The sequence below is a fragment of the Verrucosispora sp. WMMD1129 genome (assembly GCF_029581255.1).
Classification (GTDB): Bacteria; Actinomycetota; Actinomycetes; order Mycobacteriales; family Micromonosporaceae; genus Micromonospora; species Micromonospora sediminimaris.
In genome coordinates this window covers 4009543-4026880 of record NZ_CP120741.1, presented here as the reverse complement: position 1 = coordinate 4026880, position 17338 = coordinate 4009543, and the positions used below count along the sequence as shown (strand labels likewise).

Here is a 17338-nt window from a genome sequence, read left to right as displayed (position 1 = left end):
ACGAATCCCCCCGATGGTCAAAACACGCGTAATGCCCGGCACGAAGTCGTGCCGGGCATTTCACGTCGTACGACCGGCGGCGGCGGGCGGCACTCACCCCCGTAAGCGACGCCCGCTCGCGCCGCCGGTCCAAACAGGTGGGCCACCGTCCCCCAACGGTGTCGGTCCACCCGTCCCCCGCGTCTCGCCCGGCTGCACAGATCTGATCGATCCGCCGCTCCCCCGAACGGTACCGAGCGTGACGCGGTGCAATAAAGCTAGTGCGGCCCGACCTCGCGATTCAACCTGAGCGGCTGTCTCGCCCGTCACAGCGCGATCCCCTTGGAGACGGCGCTTAGGCCCTCGGTCAAGGCCAACTGCGGGTACCCGAGTGCTATTCCCGCAAACCTCTCACCCATCCTCACGATCGGGTGATTCGGTCCGGAAGAAATTGCTCTGCCGGCCGTCCCGCATCTGCTCCTGGTAGATCAGGTTCAGCCGGCGCAGGTCGAAGGTGTGAAACCACTCGTCCCAGGTGATCTCGCGGATCCGGCTGCTCTCCCGGTAACCCGGAATGTTGAACGTCAGCACCCCGGCCCGACCCGCGCGCTCGGTACCGCTGATCGTCGCCGGCTTGGCGCCCCGCTCCCGGGCCCACCGCCGAATGACGTCATGGTTGGTGGTCACCAGGCTGCGGCCGGGGCGCTCCGGCCGGTCCTGGAGCGAGGAGATCAGCTGCGACGACCGGACCGACCGCGACGTCGACCGACCGGTCCGGGCCGCGCCACCACGGGCCGGCCGAGCCTCGGCCGGACGGCGGGTGGGTACCGCCTTACGGGCGCGGGTGGTCGTCGTGCCGCTCGGGGCCGATTTGCGCGGGGCCGATTTCCGCGCTCCGGCCGTGCTCTTCCGCGCCGTACCCGTCTCGGACCTGCGCGCCGCACTTGTCGCCTTGCGGGCGGTGCCGGCGGTCGACCTGGCCGCCGCGCCGGTCGCCTTGCGCGCCGGAGCAGCCCGTTTCGCCGGTGCTGCCGCCTTGGCCCGTCCCGGCGCCGCCTTGGCCCGTCCCGGTGCCGCCTTGGCCCGTCCCGGTGCCGTCCGGCCGGAAGCCGCCTGTCTCGTGCCGGACGCCTTCGTGGCGCCGGCCCGGCCGGCCGGGCCGCTGCTGCGGCGCCCGGCGCCGCTGGATCGCAGCGTCTTCGCCAGTGTCTTCACCAGTTCTGGCTTACGCAGGGCCGAGATGCCGGAGACCCCGTGTCGCCGCAGCTGTCCCCGAATGTCGTCCACCCGCATGCGGGAGATCTCCGACTCGGAGATCCGTGGCGTGTTCGGGGTCTGGTTGCCGCCCTGCCGCCTGGTCCTGGTCGCGGTCCCGCCGCGACCCGAGCTGCTTCGCTGAGCCATGGATGCTCACGCTCCTCGCCACTCGCCGTCTCGGCGCGGCGGGTCCCAACGCCGCACCGCGCGCAGCGGCTTACCCGTCAGGAGCGGTCCGAACCTCCCGCTGCCGTCAAGAGGCGTCCGAGTTCCCGGCTGCCGGCGGAGCCGACCGGGCGGCCTCCGAGGGCTCGAACAGGTGCGCGAAGGCGGCCAGGTTGGCGGTCGACTCACCGCGATTCACCCGCCACTCCCACTCGCGCCGGATCGAGCTGCCGAAGCCGATCTCCAGCATCGTGTCGAAGGACTCGTCGGCGTAGGTCAGTACCGCGCCGAGCAGCCGATCCAACTCGTCGGCGTCGACACCGTCCGGGTTGACCCGGCCGGTGAGGTAGACGTCACCGACCGCGTCGATGGAGAACGACACCGCGTACATCTTGGCGTTGCGCTGCAACAACCAGGCCCACAGCTCCTCGCGCCGCTCGTCCGGCTGACGCATCACGAACGCCTCGATCCGCAGCGCGTGCTCACCGACGATCAGGTTGCAGATCGTCTTGAGCTTGTGCGTACCGGGCAGGGTCACCGCGTACGACCCCGGGCCGGTGGACTCGCAGGCGAGGTCACGCTCCGCGCAGACGGACTCGATCAGTGCACCGAGGTCGCTCATCCGGCCAACTCTACGACGATCACCATCGCGTCGCCGGGAGGGACCGGACCGGTGGGCCGAGCCAGTCCGGCGGTCAACAGCAAGAGGCGGTGAGTTCTGCGGTGAGGCCGGCCCGGTTGTCGGCGATCGCCTCACCGTAGACGCTGAGCAGGCCGGCGGCCGTGCGATGCCAGGAGAAGGCTCGGGCATGCCGGGCGGCACCGGCGGACAACTCCGCCCGTCGGGCCCGGTCGGGCAACAGGCGGGCCAGCGTACCCGCCCAGTCCGCCGGGTCGTGTCCGCGCACCAGCACCCCGCTGACCTGGTCACGCACCGCGGTGACCAGTCCGCCGACGGCGGCGGCCACGACGGGCGTACCGCAGGCCTGGGCCTCCAGTGCGACCAGGCCGAAGGATTCGTTGTACGACGGCACCGCGACCAGGTCGGCCGCCTGGTACAGCAGGGGCAGTTCCACTCCGGTGCGCGGCGGCAGGAAGTGCACTCGGTCGGTGACGCCGAGCGAGGCGGCCAGTTCGATAAGCGCGGTTGGCCGGTCCAGCCCGGTGCCGCTGGGCCCGCCGCAGATCACCACCGCCACCTCACGGGCCAGCTCGGGATCCCGCGCCCGGAGGGCGGCGATCGAGCGGATGAGAACGTCGGGCGCCTTCAGCGGCTGGATCCGCCCGACGAAGGCGACCAGATGACCACGGGTCGGCAGGCCCAGCCGAACCCGGGCGGCGGTGGTCGCCGCGTCCCGGTCGCCGACAGCGGGACGGAACCGCTCCAGATCCACCCCGGGCTCGACCACCGTCACCCGAGTGGGGTCCGCGTCGTACCGGCCGATCAGGTCCCGCGCCTCGACCCGGGTGTTCGCCACCAGCCGGTCCGCCTCCGCGACCACCTGCTCCTCACCGATCACGCGCGCCTTCGGCTCCGGCCGGTCACCGGCAGCGAGCTGCGCGTTCTTCACCTTGGCGAGGGTGTGCGCGGTGTGCACCAGCGGCACCCCCCAGCGGTCCTTGGCCAGCCAGCCGACCTGCCCGGAGAGCCAGTAGTGGGAGTGGATGAGGTCGTAGTGGCCCGGCGGGCGGGCCGCCTCGGCGCGCAGCACGCCCGCGGTGAACGCGCAGAGCTGGCCGGGCAGTTCCTCCTTGGTCAGGCCCTCCAGCGGGCCGGCCATCACGTGCCGGACGTGCACTCCGGGGGCCACCTCCACCACCGGCGGCAGGTCGCCCGAGGTGGCCCGGGTGAAGATCTCGACCTCGACGTTCGCCTCGGCCAGTCGCCGGGACACCTCCAGGATGTAGACGTTCATGCCGCCCGCGTCCCCGGTGCCCGGCTGGTGCAACGGTGAGGTGTGTACCGACAGTGTCGCGATCCGCCGGGGACGCGGCCACGGCAGGGAACCTCGCTGACGACCGACACCGGTGTGCTCTTCCGCCACTTCCGCTCCCTTTGCCACGGTTGATGCCGTCCCCGCACGACCGGCGCTTCTGCGTCAACACTCCGCGCCGGATGTCATCTTCCCGATCGGCGACGGGTAATACGTCGGGCAGGCCTTCGGGCGTGACCGACCTCATGGCGACCGTGCCGCCCGCCATCCGATGGCGGGGGGCGAGAATGGCCGGATGAGTCGTGTCGCGATCGTCACCGGAGCATCCAGCGGGATCGGCGCCGCCACCGCCCGGCGGCTCGCGGACGAGGGGTTCCACGTGCTCGCCGCGGCGCGGCGTACCGACCGCCTGGCCGAACTGGTCGCGGAGATCACCGCAGCCGGCGGTTCCGCCACCGCGGTGCGCTGTGACGTCACCTCCGACGGGTCGGTGGCCGACCTCGCCCGGGCCGCGCAGCAGGCCGGCGGGCCGGTGACCCTCCTGGTGAACAACGCGGGCGGGGCACGTGGGCTGGATCCGGTGGAGTCCGGCGCGGTCGGTGACTGGCAGTGGATGTACGACGTCAATGTGCTCGGCACGCTGCGGGTCACCCAGGCGCTGTTGCCAGCGCTGGAGAGTTCCGGGTCCGGCACCGTCGTCGTCGTCTCGTCGACCGCCGGCTTCACCGTCTACGAGGGTGGGGGCGGCTACACCGCAGCCAAGCACGCACAGACCGCGATCGCGGGCACGTTGCGGCTGGAGTTGTGCGGGCGCCCGGTGCGGGTGATCGAAATCGACCCGGGCATGGTGAAGACCGACGAGTTCTCGTTGACCCGCTTCAACGGGGACGTCGAGCGGGCGGAGGCGGTCTACGCCGGGGTCGCGGAGCCGCTGCTCGCCGAGGACGTCGCCGACTGCATCGCCTGGTGCGCCACCAGACCGCAGCACGTCAACGTGGACAGTCTCGTGGTCCGGCCGCTGGCCCAGGCCGCCCAGCACAAGGTGCACCGGACGGGCTGACGGTGACGCCGGCGTCCCGGCCGCTCGGCGCGGCGACCCGGGGAACCACGAATCCCAACCGGCTCCGCCGGGTCGACAACTGGGTCGTGGAGACCTGCGCTGATCCGCTGCGCGCCGCGCCAGACCCGCTTGTGGTGGACCTCGGCTACGGCGCGACCCCGGTGACCGCGGTGGAGCTGCGGGACCGGCTCGCCGCCCGGGTCCGCCCGGACGTGCGGGTGGTCGGGCTGGAGATCGATCCGGTACGCGTCGCCGACGCGCAGCCCGCCGCCGACCCACCCGGGCTCACCTTCGCCCGGGGCGGCTTCGAGCTGGCCGGTCTGCGTCCCACCCTGGTCCGCGCGTTCAACGTGCTGCGCCAGTACGACGAGAGCGAAGTGGCCGACGCGTGGGCCACGATGTGCGCCCGGCTGGCGCGGGGTGGGCTGCTAATGGAGGGGACCTGCGACGAACTGGGACGCCTCGGCGGGTGGGTGCTGCTCGATGCCGACGGACCGCGCTCGCTGACCCTGTCCGCTCGGCTGACGACGCTGGAAAGTCCGGCCGAGCTGGCCGAACGGTTACCCAAGGCGCTGATCCACCGCAACGTACCGGGCGAGCGGATCCACGACCTGATCCGGGCCCTGGACGACGCCTGGCGGGCCGCTGCTGGCTACGCCCCCTTTGGCCCGCGCCAACGTTGGTTGCACACCGTGTCGGCTGTCCGCGCCCAGGGCTGGCCCGTCCTCGGCCGCCCCCGCCACTGGCGCCACGGCCACCTCACCGTCCCCTGGCCCGCAGTCTCCCCCACCTGAACGAGCCCGGCGGACACGGAGTTGATCAAGAAGTTTGCGTCAGCTTCCGCGCGGAAGCTGACGCAAACTTCTTGATCAACCCGGTCAGAGGGTGCAGTTGATGAGGACGGGTTCGGGGTGGAGGGTTACGCCGAAGCGGGACTGGACGCCGTCGCGGATCTCGCGGGCCAGGGTGAGCAGGGCCTTGGTGCTGGCGTTGCCGGTGGGGTTGGTCAGGGCGAGGGTGTGCTTGGTGGAGATGGCCGTGCCCTCGGGGCCGGGATACCCCTTGCCGAAACCGGCCTTGTCGATCAGCCAGGCGGCGCTGACCTTGACCACGCCGCCGGCACCGGGCCACGCCGGCGGCTCACCCAGCCCGTTGGCCCGCTGCCGCAACTGTTCGTACGCGGCGGCGTCGAGGACCGGATTGGTGAAGAACGAGCCGACGGAGCGGGTGTCGGGGTCGCCCGCGTCGAGCACCATGCCCTTGCCCGCGCGCAGTCCCAGCACCGTGGACCGGGCCTGGTCCAGTGGCACCCGGTCACCGACCTCGACGCCGAGCGCCCGGGCCAGCTCCGCGTAGCGCACCGGGCCGGACAGCGGCGAACGGGCCAGCCGGAAGTCCACCGAGAGCACCACCCAGCGCTCGTTGTACTTGAAGATGCTGGACCGGTAGGCGAAGCCGCAGTCGGCGGCCTCGACCCGCCCGACCGCGCCGGCCGTCCGGTCGTAGACCTGCACGGCGGTGATGGTCTCGGCGACCTCCTGCCCGTACGCCCCGACGTTCTGGATCGGCGTGGCACCGGTCGAGCCGGGGATGCCGGACAGGCACTCCAGCCCTGACCAGCCGTTGCGTACCGTCGCGGCGACCAGGTCGTCCCACGGCTCGCCGGCCTCGACCCGTACCGTCACGGTCTGCTCGTCCTCGGTGAGCACCCGCAGCCCCCGGGAGCGGACGAGCACCACCGTGCCGGGGAAGCCACCGTCACCGATCACCACGTTGCTACCGCCGGCGATCAGGAGGATCTCGGCGCCCGCCTCGCGTACCCGGCTGACGATCTCGTCGGCGTTTGTGGCGCTGACCACCCGGCCGGCGGGCCCACCCAGGCACAATGTGGTGTATTGCGCCAGATCGTCCGTGCTGGCGGGTTGCGCGGCGGCTGTCGGCTGGGCGTAGACGTCAGACACGCCTCTCACCCTAGGCTGAGGGGTAGCCGTGGCACCCACTGGTGGCCCGGTCACCCCCGGGAGGATGGCGATGAGCAGATTGCACGGCACCAAGGATTTCTGGATCGGCGCGCTCCGGGCGGAGGGCCCGGCGTTCGCCGCCGCGGTGGCCGAGGCACCGCCCGAGACACCTGTGCTGTCCTGCCCCGGTTGGACCGTGACCGACCTGACCCGCCATCTCGCCGGCGTCTACCGGTGGGTGCATGCCGTGGCCGGCTCAGGCGACCCGTCGGCACCACAGCAGAGCCGGTCACAGCCGGTCGAGCCGGCGGCGGACGTCACCGCCGTGCAGCAGTGGCAGCAGGCGTACGACGAACTGATGGCGCTCTTCGACTCCCTCGACCCGGAGGCGCCGGCTTGGAACTGGGCTCCGCAGCCGAAGAAGGCGGGCTTCTGGCCACGTCGGATGGCCCATGAGACGGCGGTGCACCGCTGGGACGCCCAGCTCGCCATTGCCGCAGGTGAGCCGGTCGAGGCCAAGCTCGCGGCCGACGGGGTGAGCGAGGTGCTGGACACCTGGCTGCCGGCGGGCCGCCGCAGGTCGGGCGGCCCGTGGGCGGGCGTGGTCCGGTTGACCGCCACCGACGCCGACCAGGAGTGGTATCTGCGGCTGCGCGGCGAGGGGGTGGCCCTGCTCGACACCGGCACCATCCTCGACCACGACGATCACCATGCCCGGGTGCAGGTCACCGGCACCGCCAGCGACCTGCTGCTGGCGCTCTGGGGCCGGGTCAGCTTCGACACCCTGACCGTCTCCGGCGACCGCACCCTGCTCGACGGCGTACGCACCGGCTGACCCCCGCCCACCCTCGTCGATCATGAGGTTGGGCGGCAGTTGATCTCTCCGGTTGCCGCCAACCTCATGATCAATCAGTGCGGGTGGGCGGCGGTCCGGTTGTGGCCATTCTGTGATGGAGGCTGAGAGAGCGCTCTCTTGACACGGTCCCGGGGCGGACCGCAGGCTACGAGAGAGCGCTCTCAGAACCTTCTACCACCACCCCGACCTGAGAGGGGTCATCAGACAATGGGCACATTCCCGCGTCACCGCCTCGCGGCGGTCGCTCTGGCCGCCACCGGCGTCCTGCTCGTCAGCAGCGGCTGCGGCGGCGGCGACGAGGCCGCCGGGGACGGCAAGATAACGCTCACCGTCGACGTCTTCGGGCAGTTCGGCTACGAGCAGCTCTACCAGCAGTACATGGACGCCAACCCGAACATCAAGATCGTCGAGCGGGGCACCGGCGGCAACCTCGACGAGTACTCACCGAAGCTGACCCAGTGGCTCGCCGCGGGCAAGGGCGCCGGTGACGTCGTGGCCATCGAAGAGGGCCTGATGGTCGAGTACAAGGCCAACCCGGACAACTTCGTGAACCTGCTCGACCACGGCGCCGCCGACCTCAAGGGCAACTTCCTGGAGTGGAAGTGGAACCAGGGGCTCACCGCCGACGGCCAGAAGCTGATCGGGCTCGGCACCGACGTGGGCGGCATGGCCATGTGCTACCGCACCGACCTGTTCGAGAAGGCGGGCCTGCCGACCGACCGTGAGCAGGTCTCCGCACTCTGGCCGACCTGGGAGGACTACATCGCCACCGGCGAGAAGTTCAAGGCCGCCAACACCGGCGCGTCGTTCCTGGACGCGGCCACCAACACCTTCAACACCATCGTGCTCCAGACGGCCGGCAACGCGCAGGGCTACCACTACTACGACACCAGCGACAACCTGGTGGTCGACACCAACCCGGCGGTCAAGCAGGCCTGGGACATCACCATGAACATCGTCAACGCCGGCCTGTCCGGCAAGTACGGTTCCTGGTCCGAGGAATGGGTCTCCGCCTTCAAGCAGGCCAAGTTCGCCACCATCGCCTGCCCCGCCTGGATGACCGGCGTGATCGAGGGCAACGCCGGGCCGGAGGCCAAGGGCAAGTGGGACATCGCCCGGGTGCCGGGCAACGGTGGCAACTGGGGCGGCTCGCACCTGGCGGTGCCGCAGCAGAGCAAGCACCAGGACGAGGCGGTCAAGCTGGTCAAGTTCCTGACCAGCGCCGAGGGTCACATCGGCGCCTTCAAGGCCAAGGGTCCCCTGCCGTCCTCGCCGCAGGCGCTGGACGACCCCGCCATCACCGAGGCCACCAACGCGTACTTCTCCGACGCACCGGTCGGCAAGATCTTCGGCGAGGGCGCGAAGACCCTGAAGCCGGTCTACATGGGCCCGAAGAACCAGGCCGTCCGCACCGAGGTGGAGAACGCGGTCCGCACCGTCGAGCTGGGCCAGCGTAGCCCCGACCAGGGCTGGCAGGACGCGATCAACAACGCCAAGAAGGCCGCCGCCAAGTAACCGGCCCGACGGCCCCATCCCCGCCGCCGGTCCAGGTCCGCCGCGTCGTACGCGTACGGCGGCTCGCCCTGGGCCGGCGCGGGGCGGGGGCGTGGAAAGGAGTCAACGGGTCATGGCGTTGCAGCTCGACGCGCGACCGCCGGCCAGACCGGCGCCGCGGGACAGCCGCCCGTCCCGGGCCGGCCGGCTGAGCCGGATCGACGCGAAGTACTCGCCCTACCTCTACATCGCCCCGTTCTTCGTGATCTTCGCGATCTTCGGGGCCTGGCCGCTGGCGTACACCTTCTGGGTCTCCCTGCACGACTGGGACCTGCTCGGCAGCAATCCCACATTCATCGGCGCGGACAACTACACCCGGCTGCTGGCGGACAGCGACTTCTGGCACTCGGTGGTCAACACCCTCGGCATCTTCGTCATCAGCACGCTCCCCCAGCTGCTCGCCGCGCTCTGGCTGGCGAACCTGCTCAACCGGCAGCTGCGGATGCGTACCGGTTGGCGGATGGCGGTGCTGGTGCCCAACGTCACCTCCACGGCAGCCGTGGCGATCGTGTTCGGCGTGCTGTTCGGCCGTGAGTTCGGCATGGTCAACTGGCTGCTCGACCTGGTCGGCGTCGACGGCATCGAGTGGAAATCCAACCGGTTCGCCTCCTGGGTGGCCATCTCGACGATGGTCGACTGGCGCTGGACCGGCTACAACGCGCTGATCTTCCTGGCCGCCATGCAGGCCATCCCCCGCGACCTCTACGAGGCGGCGGCGATCGACGGCGCGAACCGGGCCCGGCAGTTCTGGACCATCACTGTGCCGCTGCTCAAGCCGACGATCATCTTCTGCGTCATCATCTCCACCATCGGCGGCCTGCAACTGTTCACCGAGCCCCGGCTGTTCCATTCCGGCACCAACGCGATCCGGGGCGGGCCGCTTCGCGAGTCGCAGACGATGACCATGTACATGTTCGAGAACGCCTTCGCGCCGTACTACAACTTCGGCTACGGGTCGGCGGTCGCCTGGCTGCTCTTCGCCCTGATCGCCATCGTCGCGGCGATCAACGTACTGATCATCCGCCGGCTCGGCGCCGGCGCCCGGCCGGACACCGGCAAGCGGAAGGGAGGCTCCCGATGAGCGAGCGCAGCGAGGTGGCGCGGGTGAGCGAGCGCAGCGAGCGAACAATTCGGCTCAGTGCTGGTAAAGCTCATCGGGACGCCGAACGAAGCGAGGTGGCGCGATGAGCCAGTTGTGGCGGGCGAGCCCGCTCACCTACTTCGCACTCGTCGCCGCCGGGGTCCTGTCGGTCTTTCCGATCTACTGGATGTTCGTGGTGGCCAGCCGGTCCAGCGATGCGATGGGCCAGCTGCCACCGCCGGTGACGCCCGGCGGCAACCTGGGGGCCAACATCTCCCGGCTGTTCGCCAACACCGACGCCTACTTCCTGACCGGTCTGATCAACTCGGCGATCGTCGCGATCACGGTCACCGCCTCCGTGGTGTTCTTCTCCACCCTCGCCGGGTTCGCCTTCGCCAAGCTGCGGTTCCGGGGCAGCAACGCACTTTTGATGATCATCATTGCCACGATGATGGTGCCCACCCAACTGGGCGTGATTCCGTTGTACATCCTGATGACGAAGTTCAACCTGAACGACCGGCTGCCGGCGGTGATCATGCCCGCACTGGTCACCGGTTTCGGGGTGTTCATGATGCGGCAGTACGCCGGGCAGGCGGTCAGCAGCGAGCTGATCGAGGCAGCCCGGGTGGACGGTTGCGGCACCGCCCGCATCTACTGGAACGTGGTGGTGCCGGCGCTGCGGCCGGCCGCCGCCGTCCTCGGCCTGCTCACCTTCATGACCACCTGGAACGACTTCCTCTGGCCGTACGCGGTGCTCAACGACCCGGAGAATCCCACCGTGCAGCTATCGTTGCGGGCCCTGTCTGACGGCTACTACCAGGACATGTCCCAGGTCTTCACCGGCACGGCCATCGCCACGCTGCCCCTGCTGCTGGTATTCGTCCTGTTCGGCCGCCAGATCATCGGCGGGATCATGGAAGGTGCGGTCAAGGCGTGACTGAGTTGAGATTTCCGGACAACTTTCTCTGGGGTGCGGCCACTGCGGCGTACCAGATCGAGGGGGCGGCCCGCGACGACGGGCGCGGTGAGTCGATCTGGGACACCTTCAGCCGTACGCCGGGCAAGGTGCACGCCGGCCACACCGGCGACGTCGCCTGCGACCACTACCACAGGTACGCCGACGACGTCGCGCTGATGGCGGAGCTGGGTTTGCAGGCGTACCGCTTCTCGGTTTCCTGGCCCCGCATCCAGCCCGACGGCAGTGGCCCGGTCAACCCGCGCGGCCTTGACTTCTACGACCGGCTGACGGACGCGCTGCTGGGCCGGGGCATCGATCCGATCATCACGCTCTACCACTGGGATCTGCCGCAGACCCTTCAGGATCGCGGCGGTTGGACCAGCCGGGACACCGCCGAGCACTTCGCCACCTACGCCTCCGCGTTGTACGCCCGCCTCGGTGACCGGGTCGGCACCTGGACCACGCTCAACGAGCCGTGGTGCTCGGCGTACCTCGGCTACGGCAACGGTGTGCACGCCCCCGGGGTGCAGGATCCGGGCGCGGCCTTCAGCGCGGTACACCATCTGCTGCTGGCGCACGGCCTGGCGACCCAGGCGTTGCGCGCGGCCGGCGCCGGCCGGGTCGGCGTCACGCTCAATCCCGCCGACGTACGCCCGGCCGATCCCAACAGCGCGGCCGACGCCGCCGCCGCACGCCTGGTCGACGGCCTGCACAACCGGATCTTCCTCGATCCGCTGCTGGTCGGCGGGTACCCGGACGACATCCGGGAGCATGTGGCGCGGTTCGTCGAACCCACCTTTGTGCAGGACAACGACGAGAAGATCATCGCGGCGCCGATCGACCTGCTCGGGATCAACTACTACGCGCCCACCTACGTCGCCGGCCGGACGGACGGTGCCGGTGGTGGCGGGGCGTACCCCGGCACCGAGGGACAGGTGCAGTTCCTGGCACCGGTCGGGCCGCTCACCGACATGGGCTGGATGATCGAGCCGGCCGGACTGACCCGGCTGCTGGAGCGCATCGCCACCGACTACCCGGCGGTACCGCTGCTGATCACCGAGAACGGCGCGGCTTTCCCGGACAAGACCGCCGACCCGACGACCCCGCTCCAGGACTCGGACCGGATCGCCTACCTCGACGGCCACCTGCGCGCCGCGCACGAGGCCATCGCCCGGGGCGTCGACCTGCGCGGCTATCTCGTATGGTCATTGCTTGACAACTTCGAGTGGGCCGAGGGGTACCGTAAGCGATTCGGCATCGTGCACGTCGACTACCTCACTCAGCGGCGTACACCGAAGTCCAGCGCCCGGTGGTACCAGGAGGTGATCTCCCGGAACGGGCTGTGACGAGGTGGTGGTTTCTCCGATGACGGGGGCGCAACGGCCCACTCTGGAAGCGGTGGCACGACGGGCCGGTGTGTCCCGGGCCACCGTCTCCCGGGTGGTCAACGGCTCGACCACGGTCGCCGAGCCGATCCAGGAGGCGGTCCGTCAGGCGGTCGCCGAGCTTGGGTACGTGCCGAACCTGGCCGCACGCACCCTGGTCACCCAGCGGACCGACTCGATCGCCCTGGTGATGCCGGAGGAGGCCACCCGGGTCTTCTCCGACGACCAGGTGTTCCCGGGGATCATCCGGGGCGCGGCACAGGAGTTGGAGGCCGCCGACAAGCAGCTGGTGCTGATGCTGGCCGGGTCGCCGGCCGGGCATGAACGGGTCGCCCGGTACACCACAGGTCGGCACGTCGACGGGGTGCTGTTCGCCTCGCTGCACGGGGCAGATCCGCTGCCCGCCCGACTGGCCGCGCTGGGCATCCCGGTGGTGTGCAGCGGCCGACCGCTCGACGGGGCGGACGTGCCGTACATCGACGTCGACCAGGTCGGCGGGGTCACCCGGGCGGTACGGCACCTGATCGACAGCGGCCGGCGTCGGATCGCCACCATCGCCGGACCGCAGGACATGGTCGCCGGCATCGAGCGGCTGGCCGGCTACCGGGACACCGTCGCCGCCGCCGGGCTGCCCGAGATGGTGGCGGTCGGCGATTTCACCCGCGAGTCCGGAGCGGCGGCGATGCGGGAGTTGCTCGCCGCCCACCCCGACCTGGACGCCGTCTTCGCCGCGTCGGACCTGATGGCCCACGCCGCCCTGCGTACGCTCCGCGAGGCGGGACGTCGGGTACCCGAGGACGTGGCGGTGATCGGCTTCGACGACATCGAGACCGCCGCGTACACCGATCCGCCGTTGACCACCGTCCGGCAACCGATAGTGGAGCTGGGTCGGCAGGGCACCCGGCTGCTGCTCCGCCTCGCCGCTGGGGAGGACGTCGAACCGGCGCTCATCCTGCCCACCGAGCTGATCATCCGCGAATCCGCCTGAACCCGGGTACGTTTCTTGTCGCCCGGGCGACAAGAAACGTACCCACCGCCTGGGTGCTGCGTCGGGCGTAGCGGAGGTAGGGGTGGGAAAGCGGGCGCGGAGATCCGTGGGGTTTGGTTAGCCTGCCGCGCATGCCTGAACCGTCCGCGCTGATCCGTCCCGCACATCCCGACGACGCCCCAGCCGTGGTGGCGCTGCGTACCCTCGTGTTTCCCTTCCTGATCCGGGGTGTCGCGTCCACCCGGCAGCTGATCTCGACGCCACCGGCGGAGCAGCACTGGGGCGGTTTCGTCGCCGAGGTCGACGGGCAGGTCATCGGTTGGGTGTCGGCGTCCCGCAACACCAACACCAGCGCAGCCGTCGGCGAGGTGTCCCTGCTGCACGTACACCCGGACCAGCGGCGACGCGGGATCGGCGGGGCACTGCTGGGCCGGGCGCTGGAGCACCTCGCGCCGCTCGGCCTGAACCGGCTACGGGGCCGTACGCTGCCGGAGGCGCTGCCGTTCGCCCGCCGGCACGGCTTCATCCCGAGTCGGCAGGAGCACTTCTCGGCTCTGGAGCTGCACGCGCTGCCACCGCTGCCACCGGTCCCTGACGATGTCCGGCTGGTCCCGCTGGCCGAGGTCGACCCCCGCCGGGTCCACCGGGTGGACGTGCTGGCCAGCGCCGACGAGCCGGGTGACGTGACTTCCGACGCCATCGGATATGCCACCTGGTGCGCCGACACCTGGGACAACGTCGGGCTGGACCGGGAGGCCAGCATGGGCGCCGAGGTCGACGGCGAGTTGGTGGCGATCAGCCTGGTGAAGCGGGACGGCGCACGAATGTGGTCGGACTACACCGGCACCGTGCCGGACTTCCGCGGCCGAGGGCTGGCCCGGTTGGCGAAGCTGGCCGCACTACACCGGGCGGCGGCGCGCGGCGTCACCGTCGCGTACACCGGAAACGACGCGGCGAACGCGGCGATGCTGGCGGTCAACGACCGGCTCGGCTACCGGCGGGTGGCCAGGCAGTGGTCCTGCGTACGCGAGATGCGCTAACCCTCCGCGTACACCCGCTCGGCGATCGCGTGGGTGTCGGCGCCGAAGAGCACCAGCCGAGCCACGGTGATGTTCGTCGGGGTTGCCGCGCGCAGCACCGACAGGGCCTGACGGACGGCGTCCTCGACCGGCCAGCCGTAGACCCCGGCGGAGATCAGCGGGAAGGCGATGCTTGCCGCGCCCAGTTCGTCCGCGACAGCGAGGCTGTTGGTGTAGCAGGCGCGCAGCAGCGCGGCACGGTCCTCGGTGTCCGACCAGACCGGGCCGACGGTGTGCACCACCCAACGCGCCGGCAGGTCACCTGCCGTGGTGGCCACCGCCTGTCCGGTCGGCAGGCCCCGCCCGTAGCGCGAGGCGCGCAGCGCGCGGCACTCAGCGAGGATCGCCGGTCCGCCCCGGCGGTGGATGGCGCCGTCGACTCCCCCGCCGCCCAGCAGCGACGAGTTCGCCGCGTTCACCACCACGTCCACCTGTTCGGTGGTGATGTCTCCCGCTACCAGGGCGATGTGCATGTCAGCCCTCCGTGATGGGTTGGCCGAGGGAGCGGCGGGCCAGCAGGGTGGCGCCGGCCACCGCGGCCGGCATCAGCAGTACCGCGCCGAGTGGGATCAGGAAGCAGACGAAGACCGCGACTCCGAAGCCGAGTGAGGTGGGTCGGTCCACCTTCAGTGCCGCGCGCCGGTGCGGCAGTCGCTTGCCGCGCCGGGAGAAGGGCGCGCCGGTCAGCTCCACGGCGAGCAGCCAGCCGCCCACCAACGCGCCGATGACCGGCACCACGGTCTGCCCGACCACCGGAATGAAACCGGCGGCGAACAACGGCACGCCGAACAACGCCGCCAGGGCGACCAGCCGGAGCGAGTCGGCGGCGCTGCGACGCAGCGACGGCCAGAACGGGACCTCGACCTCGTCCGGCGTACCGCCGTAGCGCCGCTCGACCCGCTCGGAGATCTTCTCGTAGAAGGGATCGCCGATGACCAGGGTGACTGCCGTGAAGGTGAGAACGGTGAGCAGGCCACCGAGACCGAGGAAGGCCAGCGCGGCGATCACCCGGACCACGCTGCGCGGTGTCGCCGCCCAGTCGTCGGCGAACGGAGTGGCCGCAGCGGCCAGGTCGCCGACGAAGAAGACCAGGAGAGCGTACGCGGTCGCGAAGATCGCCCCGGAGATCAGCGCCGGGACGACGCCGAGCAGCATCAGACCTGGGCTGCGTACGTACAGGCCGATGCCCCGCAGGAGCAGCGTGGCCCCGCCGACGAAGCGGCGGCCCGCGCCCACGGCGGTGGAGGGAAGCTCGGATGCGTGCACGTCCAGGAGCGTAGTCACTCGTCGGCGCATCCACCGGTTGACGGATCGCCGGAATCAACCGGAGCTGACCAAGGTCACCTACAGCCGGTCGATTCGTCGCCGGCCGCCTCCCGCGACGCTTGAGCGGTACCCGGAACCGACGACGAGAGGCGGCTGCCATGCCGGTCATCGAGGTGACCAGCCTGCACAAGCGGTACGGCGAGACGGTGGCGGTGGCGGACGTGTCCTTCGACGTCGAGGCCGGCGAGATCTTCGGCGTACTCGGCCCGAACGGCGCCGGCAAGACCACCACTGTGGAGTGTGTCGCCGGGCTGCGCGTCCCAGACGGGGGCGGGGTGTCGGTCCTCGGGCTCGACCCTCGCCGGGACGCCACCCGGCTGCGCCAGCTGGTGGGGGTGCAACTTCAGGAGAGCCAGTTGCCCGACCGGCTCCGGGTGGCCGAGGCGTTGGAGCTCTACGCGTCGTTCTACCGCGAGCCGGCCGACCCGACACAGCTCATCGGCGAGTTGGGCCTCGACGAGAAGCGGAACACCCCGTACGAGAAGCTATCCGGCGGTCAGAAGCAGCGGCTCTCAATCGCGTTGGCGCTGGTCGGCAACCCGCGGATCGCCATTCTGGACGAGTTGACCACCGGGTTGGATCCGCAGGCACGCCGGGACACCTGGGGTCTGATCGAGCGGGTCCGGGATCGCGGGGTGACCATCCTGCTGGTCACCCACTTCATGGAGGAGGCCGAGCGGCTCTGTGACCGCCTCGCGGTGATCGACAAGGGGCGGGTGGTGGCCCTGGACACCCCGGCCGGGCTGGTTTCGGCCGTAGCACCCGAGCAGCGCATCCGGTTCCGCCCGTCCACTCCACTGGACGACCGGCTGCTGACCGGCCTGCCGCAGGTCACGACCGTGACACGCAGCGGCAGCCAGATCGTGGTGACCGGCACCGGTGACGTGCTGCACGCGGTCACCTCGGTGCTCGCCCGCCACCAGATCACCGCCGCCGAACTACGGCTGGAGCAGGCCACGCTTGACGACGCGTTCGTCGAGCTGACCGGGCGCCGGTTCGTCGACTGAGGGGACACGATGCACGCCTTCGGCCAGATCCTCAGGACTGAAGCAAAGCTCTACCTACGGGACATTCCGACGCTGATGCTCACCGTCGCCCTGCCCACCCTGATCCTGGTGGTGCTCGGGCTGATTCCGTCGCTTCGGGAACCCAGCCCCGAATTCGGCAACCAGTCCTTCGTCACGTACTTCACCCCCTCGCTGCTGGTCGTCACGCTGGCCATGGTTGGCATCAACGCCCTGCCCACCGTGCTGGCCACCTACCGGGAGCGCGGCATCCTGCGCCGGCTGGCCACCACCCCGGCAAGTCCGCTGGCGCTGCTGACCGCTCAACTCGTGCTGGCCCTGGTGGGCATCCTGGCCAGCGCGGTGCTCCTCGCGGTGATCGCCCGACTGGCGTTCGGCACCCCGTTGCCGCAGCACCCGCTCGGGTTCGCGGTGGCGCTCGTCCTGGGTACGGCCGCTCTGCTCGCGGTGGGGCTGCTGGTGGCGGCGGTCGCGCCCACCGCCAAGGCGGCCCAGGCGCTGGCGGTACCACTGTTCATGGTGACGATGTTCTTCGGCGGGGTGTACCTGCCCCGGTTCCTGCTGCCCGACTTCCTCGCCGACATCGGCGCCTACACCCCGCCCGGGGTCCAGGCGCTGCTCGACGCCTGGACCGGCACCGCACCGCACCCGCTGCACCTGGGGATAATGGCCGTGATCGCCGTGGCGGCCGGCGCCGCTGCGGCGAGGCTGTTCCGCTGGGAGTGAGCGC

The 17338-nt window shown here is 70.6% G+C and carries 16 protein-coding genes and 1 pseudogene; 11 read left to right on the top strand and 6 right to left on the bottom strand.

Annotated features, from left to right (window positions below):
- Positions 1–390: 390 nt before the first annotated feature.
- From O7624_RS30690 to mshA, 3 genes and pseudogenes are all read right to left on the bottom strand, one after another.
- A complete protein-coding gene (locus O7624_RS30690) occupies positions 391–1272 on the bottom strand; it encodes a hypothetical protein (RefSeq protein ID WP_348774991.1) in 882 nt (293 codons plus the stop codon).
- 188 nt (positions 1273–1460) lie between these two features.
- A pseudogene (locus O7624_RS18695) lies at positions 1461–2023 on the bottom strand (YbjN domain-containing protein).
- Between the two features lie 73 nt (positions 2024–2096).
- The gene (gene mshA, locus O7624_RS18690) at positions 2097–3446 is read right to left on the bottom strand and encodes a D-inositol-3-phosphate glycosyltransferase (RefSeq protein WP_282236720.1); all 1350 of its coding nucleotides are present in this window, start codon (positions 3444–3446) and stop codon (positions 2097–2099) included.
- Positions 3447–3630: 184 nt separating this feature from the next.
- On the opposite strand from mshA, the gene O7624_RS18685 reads away from it, so the two are divergent.
- Both O7624_RS18685 and O7624_RS18680 read left to right on the top strand, forming a co-directional pair.
- Complete coding sequence (locus tag O7624_RS18685) at positions 3631–4395, top strand: SDR family oxidoreductase (RefSeq protein WP_282236719.1); 765 nt, start codon at positions 3631–3633, stop codon at positions 4393–4395.
- Entirely contained in the window at positions 4392–5189 is a 798-nt protein-coding gene (locus O7624_RS18680) for a class I SAM-dependent methyltransferase (protein ID WP_282240679.1), read from the top strand. Before O7624_RS18685 ends, O7624_RS18680 begins: the two co-directional genes overlap by 4 nt.
- A gap of 84 nt (positions 5190–5273) precedes the next feature.
- Here O7624_RS18680 and O7624_RS18675 read toward each other — a convergent pair whose 3' ends face one another.
- Positions 5274–6356 (bottom strand): UDP-N-acetylmuramate dehydrogenase, encoded by a 1083-nt coding sequence (locus O7624_RS18675; RefSeq protein WP_282236718.1) that lies wholly within the window; start codon positions 6354–6356, stop codon positions 5274–5276.
- Between the two features lie 70 nt (positions 6357–6426).
- Between O7624_RS18675 and O7624_RS18670 the strand changes: the two genes are divergently transcribed.
- The 7 genes from O7624_RS18670 to O7624_RS18640 all read left to right on the top strand — a co-directional run bounded on the left by O7624_RS18670 (position 6427) and on the right by O7624_RS18640 (position 14218).
- Positions 6427–7191 (top strand): maleylpyruvate isomerase family mycothiol-dependent enzyme, encoded by a 765-nt coding sequence (locus tag O7624_RS18670; protein ID WP_093403706.1) that lies wholly within the window; start codon positions 6427–6429, stop codon positions 7189–7191.
- 228 nt (positions 7192–7419) lie between these two features.
- Positions 7420–8727 (top strand): extracellular solute-binding protein, encoded by a 1308-nt coding sequence (locus tag O7624_RS18665; RefSeq protein ID WP_282236717.1) that lies wholly within the window; start codon positions 7420–7422, stop codon positions 8725–8727.
- A gap of 112 nt (positions 8728–8839) precedes the next feature.
- Entirely contained in the window at positions 8840–9847 is a 1008-nt protein-coding gene (locus tag O7624_RS18660) for a sugar ABC transporter permease (protein ID WP_282236716.1), read from the top strand.
- A 103-nt stretch (positions 9848–9950) separates the two neighbouring features.
- A complete protein-coding gene (locus O7624_RS18655) occupies positions 9951–10784 on the top strand; it encodes a carbohydrate ABC transporter permease (RefSeq protein ID WP_093403439.1) in 834 nt (277 codons plus the stop codon).
- Complete coding sequence (locus O7624_RS18650) at positions 10781–12151, top strand: GH1 family beta-glucosidase (RefSeq protein ID WP_282236715.1); 1371 nt, start codon at positions 10781–10783, stop codon at positions 12149–12151. Before O7624_RS18655 ends, O7624_RS18650 begins: the two co-directional genes overlap by 4 nt.
- A 19-nt stretch (positions 12152–12170) precedes the next feature.
- The gene (locus O7624_RS18645; protein ID WP_282236714.1) at positions 12171–13178 is read left to right on the top strand and encodes a LacI family DNA-binding transcriptional regulator; all 1008 of its coding nucleotides are present in this window, start codon (positions 12171–12173) and stop codon (positions 13176–13178) included.
- Between the two features lie 131 nt (positions 13179–13309).
- A complete protein-coding gene (locus O7624_RS18640) occupies positions 13310–14218 on the top strand; it encodes a GNAT family N-acetyltransferase (RefSeq protein WP_282236713.1) in 909 nt (302 codons plus the stop codon).
- Here the strand turns inward: O7624_RS18640 and O7624_RS18635 are convergent.
- Both O7624_RS18635 and O7624_RS18630 read right to left on the bottom strand, forming a co-directional pair.
- A complete protein-coding gene (locus O7624_RS18635) occupies positions 14215–14730 on the bottom strand; it encodes an O-acetyl-ADP-ribose deacetylase (RefSeq protein ID WP_282236712.1) in 516 nt (171 codons plus the stop codon). The genes O7624_RS18640 and O7624_RS18635 overlap by 4 nt on opposite strands.
- A 1-nt stretch (position 14731) precedes the next feature.
- On the bottom strand, positions 14732–15523 hold the full coding sequence (locus tag O7624_RS18630; RefSeq protein ID WP_170863398.1) for an EI24 domain-containing protein: 792 nt from the start codon (positions 15521–15523) through the stop codon (positions 14732–14734).
- Between the two features lie 158 nt (positions 15524–15681).
- On the opposite strand from O7624_RS18630, the gene O7624_RS18625 reads away from it, so the two are divergent.
- A complete protein-coding gene (locus tag O7624_RS18625; protein WP_282236711.1) occupies positions 15682–16590 on the top strand; it encodes an ABC transporter ATP-binding protein in 909 nt (302 codons plus the stop codon).
- A gap of 9 nt (positions 16591–16599) precedes the next feature.
- Positions 16600–17334, top strand: coding sequence for an ABC transporter permease (locus tag O7624_RS18620; protein WP_093403426.1), 735 nt, complete (start codon positions 16600–16602; stop codon positions 17332–17334).
- Positions 17335–17338 lie beyond the last annotated feature (4 nt).

What these genes read in the sequence shown, in the direction of transcription:
- O7624_RS30690 (WP_348774991.1), bottom strand. Translation starts at nt 1,272, where the DNA reads ATGCGGGTGGACGACATTCGGGGACAGCTGCGGCGACACGGGGTCTCC.
- O7624_RS18685 (WP_282236719.1), top strand. Translation starts at nt 3,631, where the DNA reads ATGAGTCGTGTCGCGATCGTCACCGGAGCATCCAGCGGGATCGGCGCC.
- O7624_RS18670 (WP_093403706.1), top strand. Translation starts at nt 6,427, where the DNA reads ATGAGCAGATTGCACGGCACCAAGGATTTCTGGATCGGCGCGCTCCGG.
- O7624_RS18665 (WP_282236717.1), top strand. Translation starts at nt 7,420, where the DNA reads ATGGGCACATTCCCGCGTCACCGCCTCGCGGCGGTCGCTCTGGCCGCC.
- O7624_RS18660 (WP_282236716.1), top strand. Translation starts at nt 8,840, where the DNA reads ATGGCGTTGCAGCTCGACGCGCGACCGCCGGCCAGACCGGCGCCGCGG.
- O7624_RS18655 (WP_093403439.1), top strand. Translation starts at nt 9,951, where the DNA reads ATGAGCCAGTTGTGGCGGGCGAGCCCGCTCACCTACTTCGCACTCGTC.
- O7624_RS18645 (WP_282236714.1), top strand. Translation starts at nt 12,171, where the DNA reads ATGACGGGGGCGCAACGGCCCACTCTGGAAGCGGTGGCACGACGGGCC.
- O7624_RS18640 (WP_282236713.1), top strand. Translation starts at nt 13,310, where the DNA reads ATGCCTGAACCGTCCGCGCTGATCCGTCCCGCACATCCCGACGACGCC.
- O7624_RS18635 (WP_282236712.1), bottom strand. Translation starts at nt 14,730, where the DNA reads ATGCACATCGCCCTGGTAGCGGGAGACATCACCACCGAACAGGTGGAC.
- O7624_RS18625 (WP_282236711.1), top strand. Translation starts at nt 15,682, where the DNA reads ATGCCGGTCATCGAGGTGACCAGCCTGCACAAGCGGTACGGCGAGACG.
- O7624_RS18620 (WP_093403426.1), top strand. Translation starts at nt 16,600, where the DNA reads ATGCACGCCTTCGGCCAGATCCTCAGGACTGAAGCAAAGCTCTACCTA.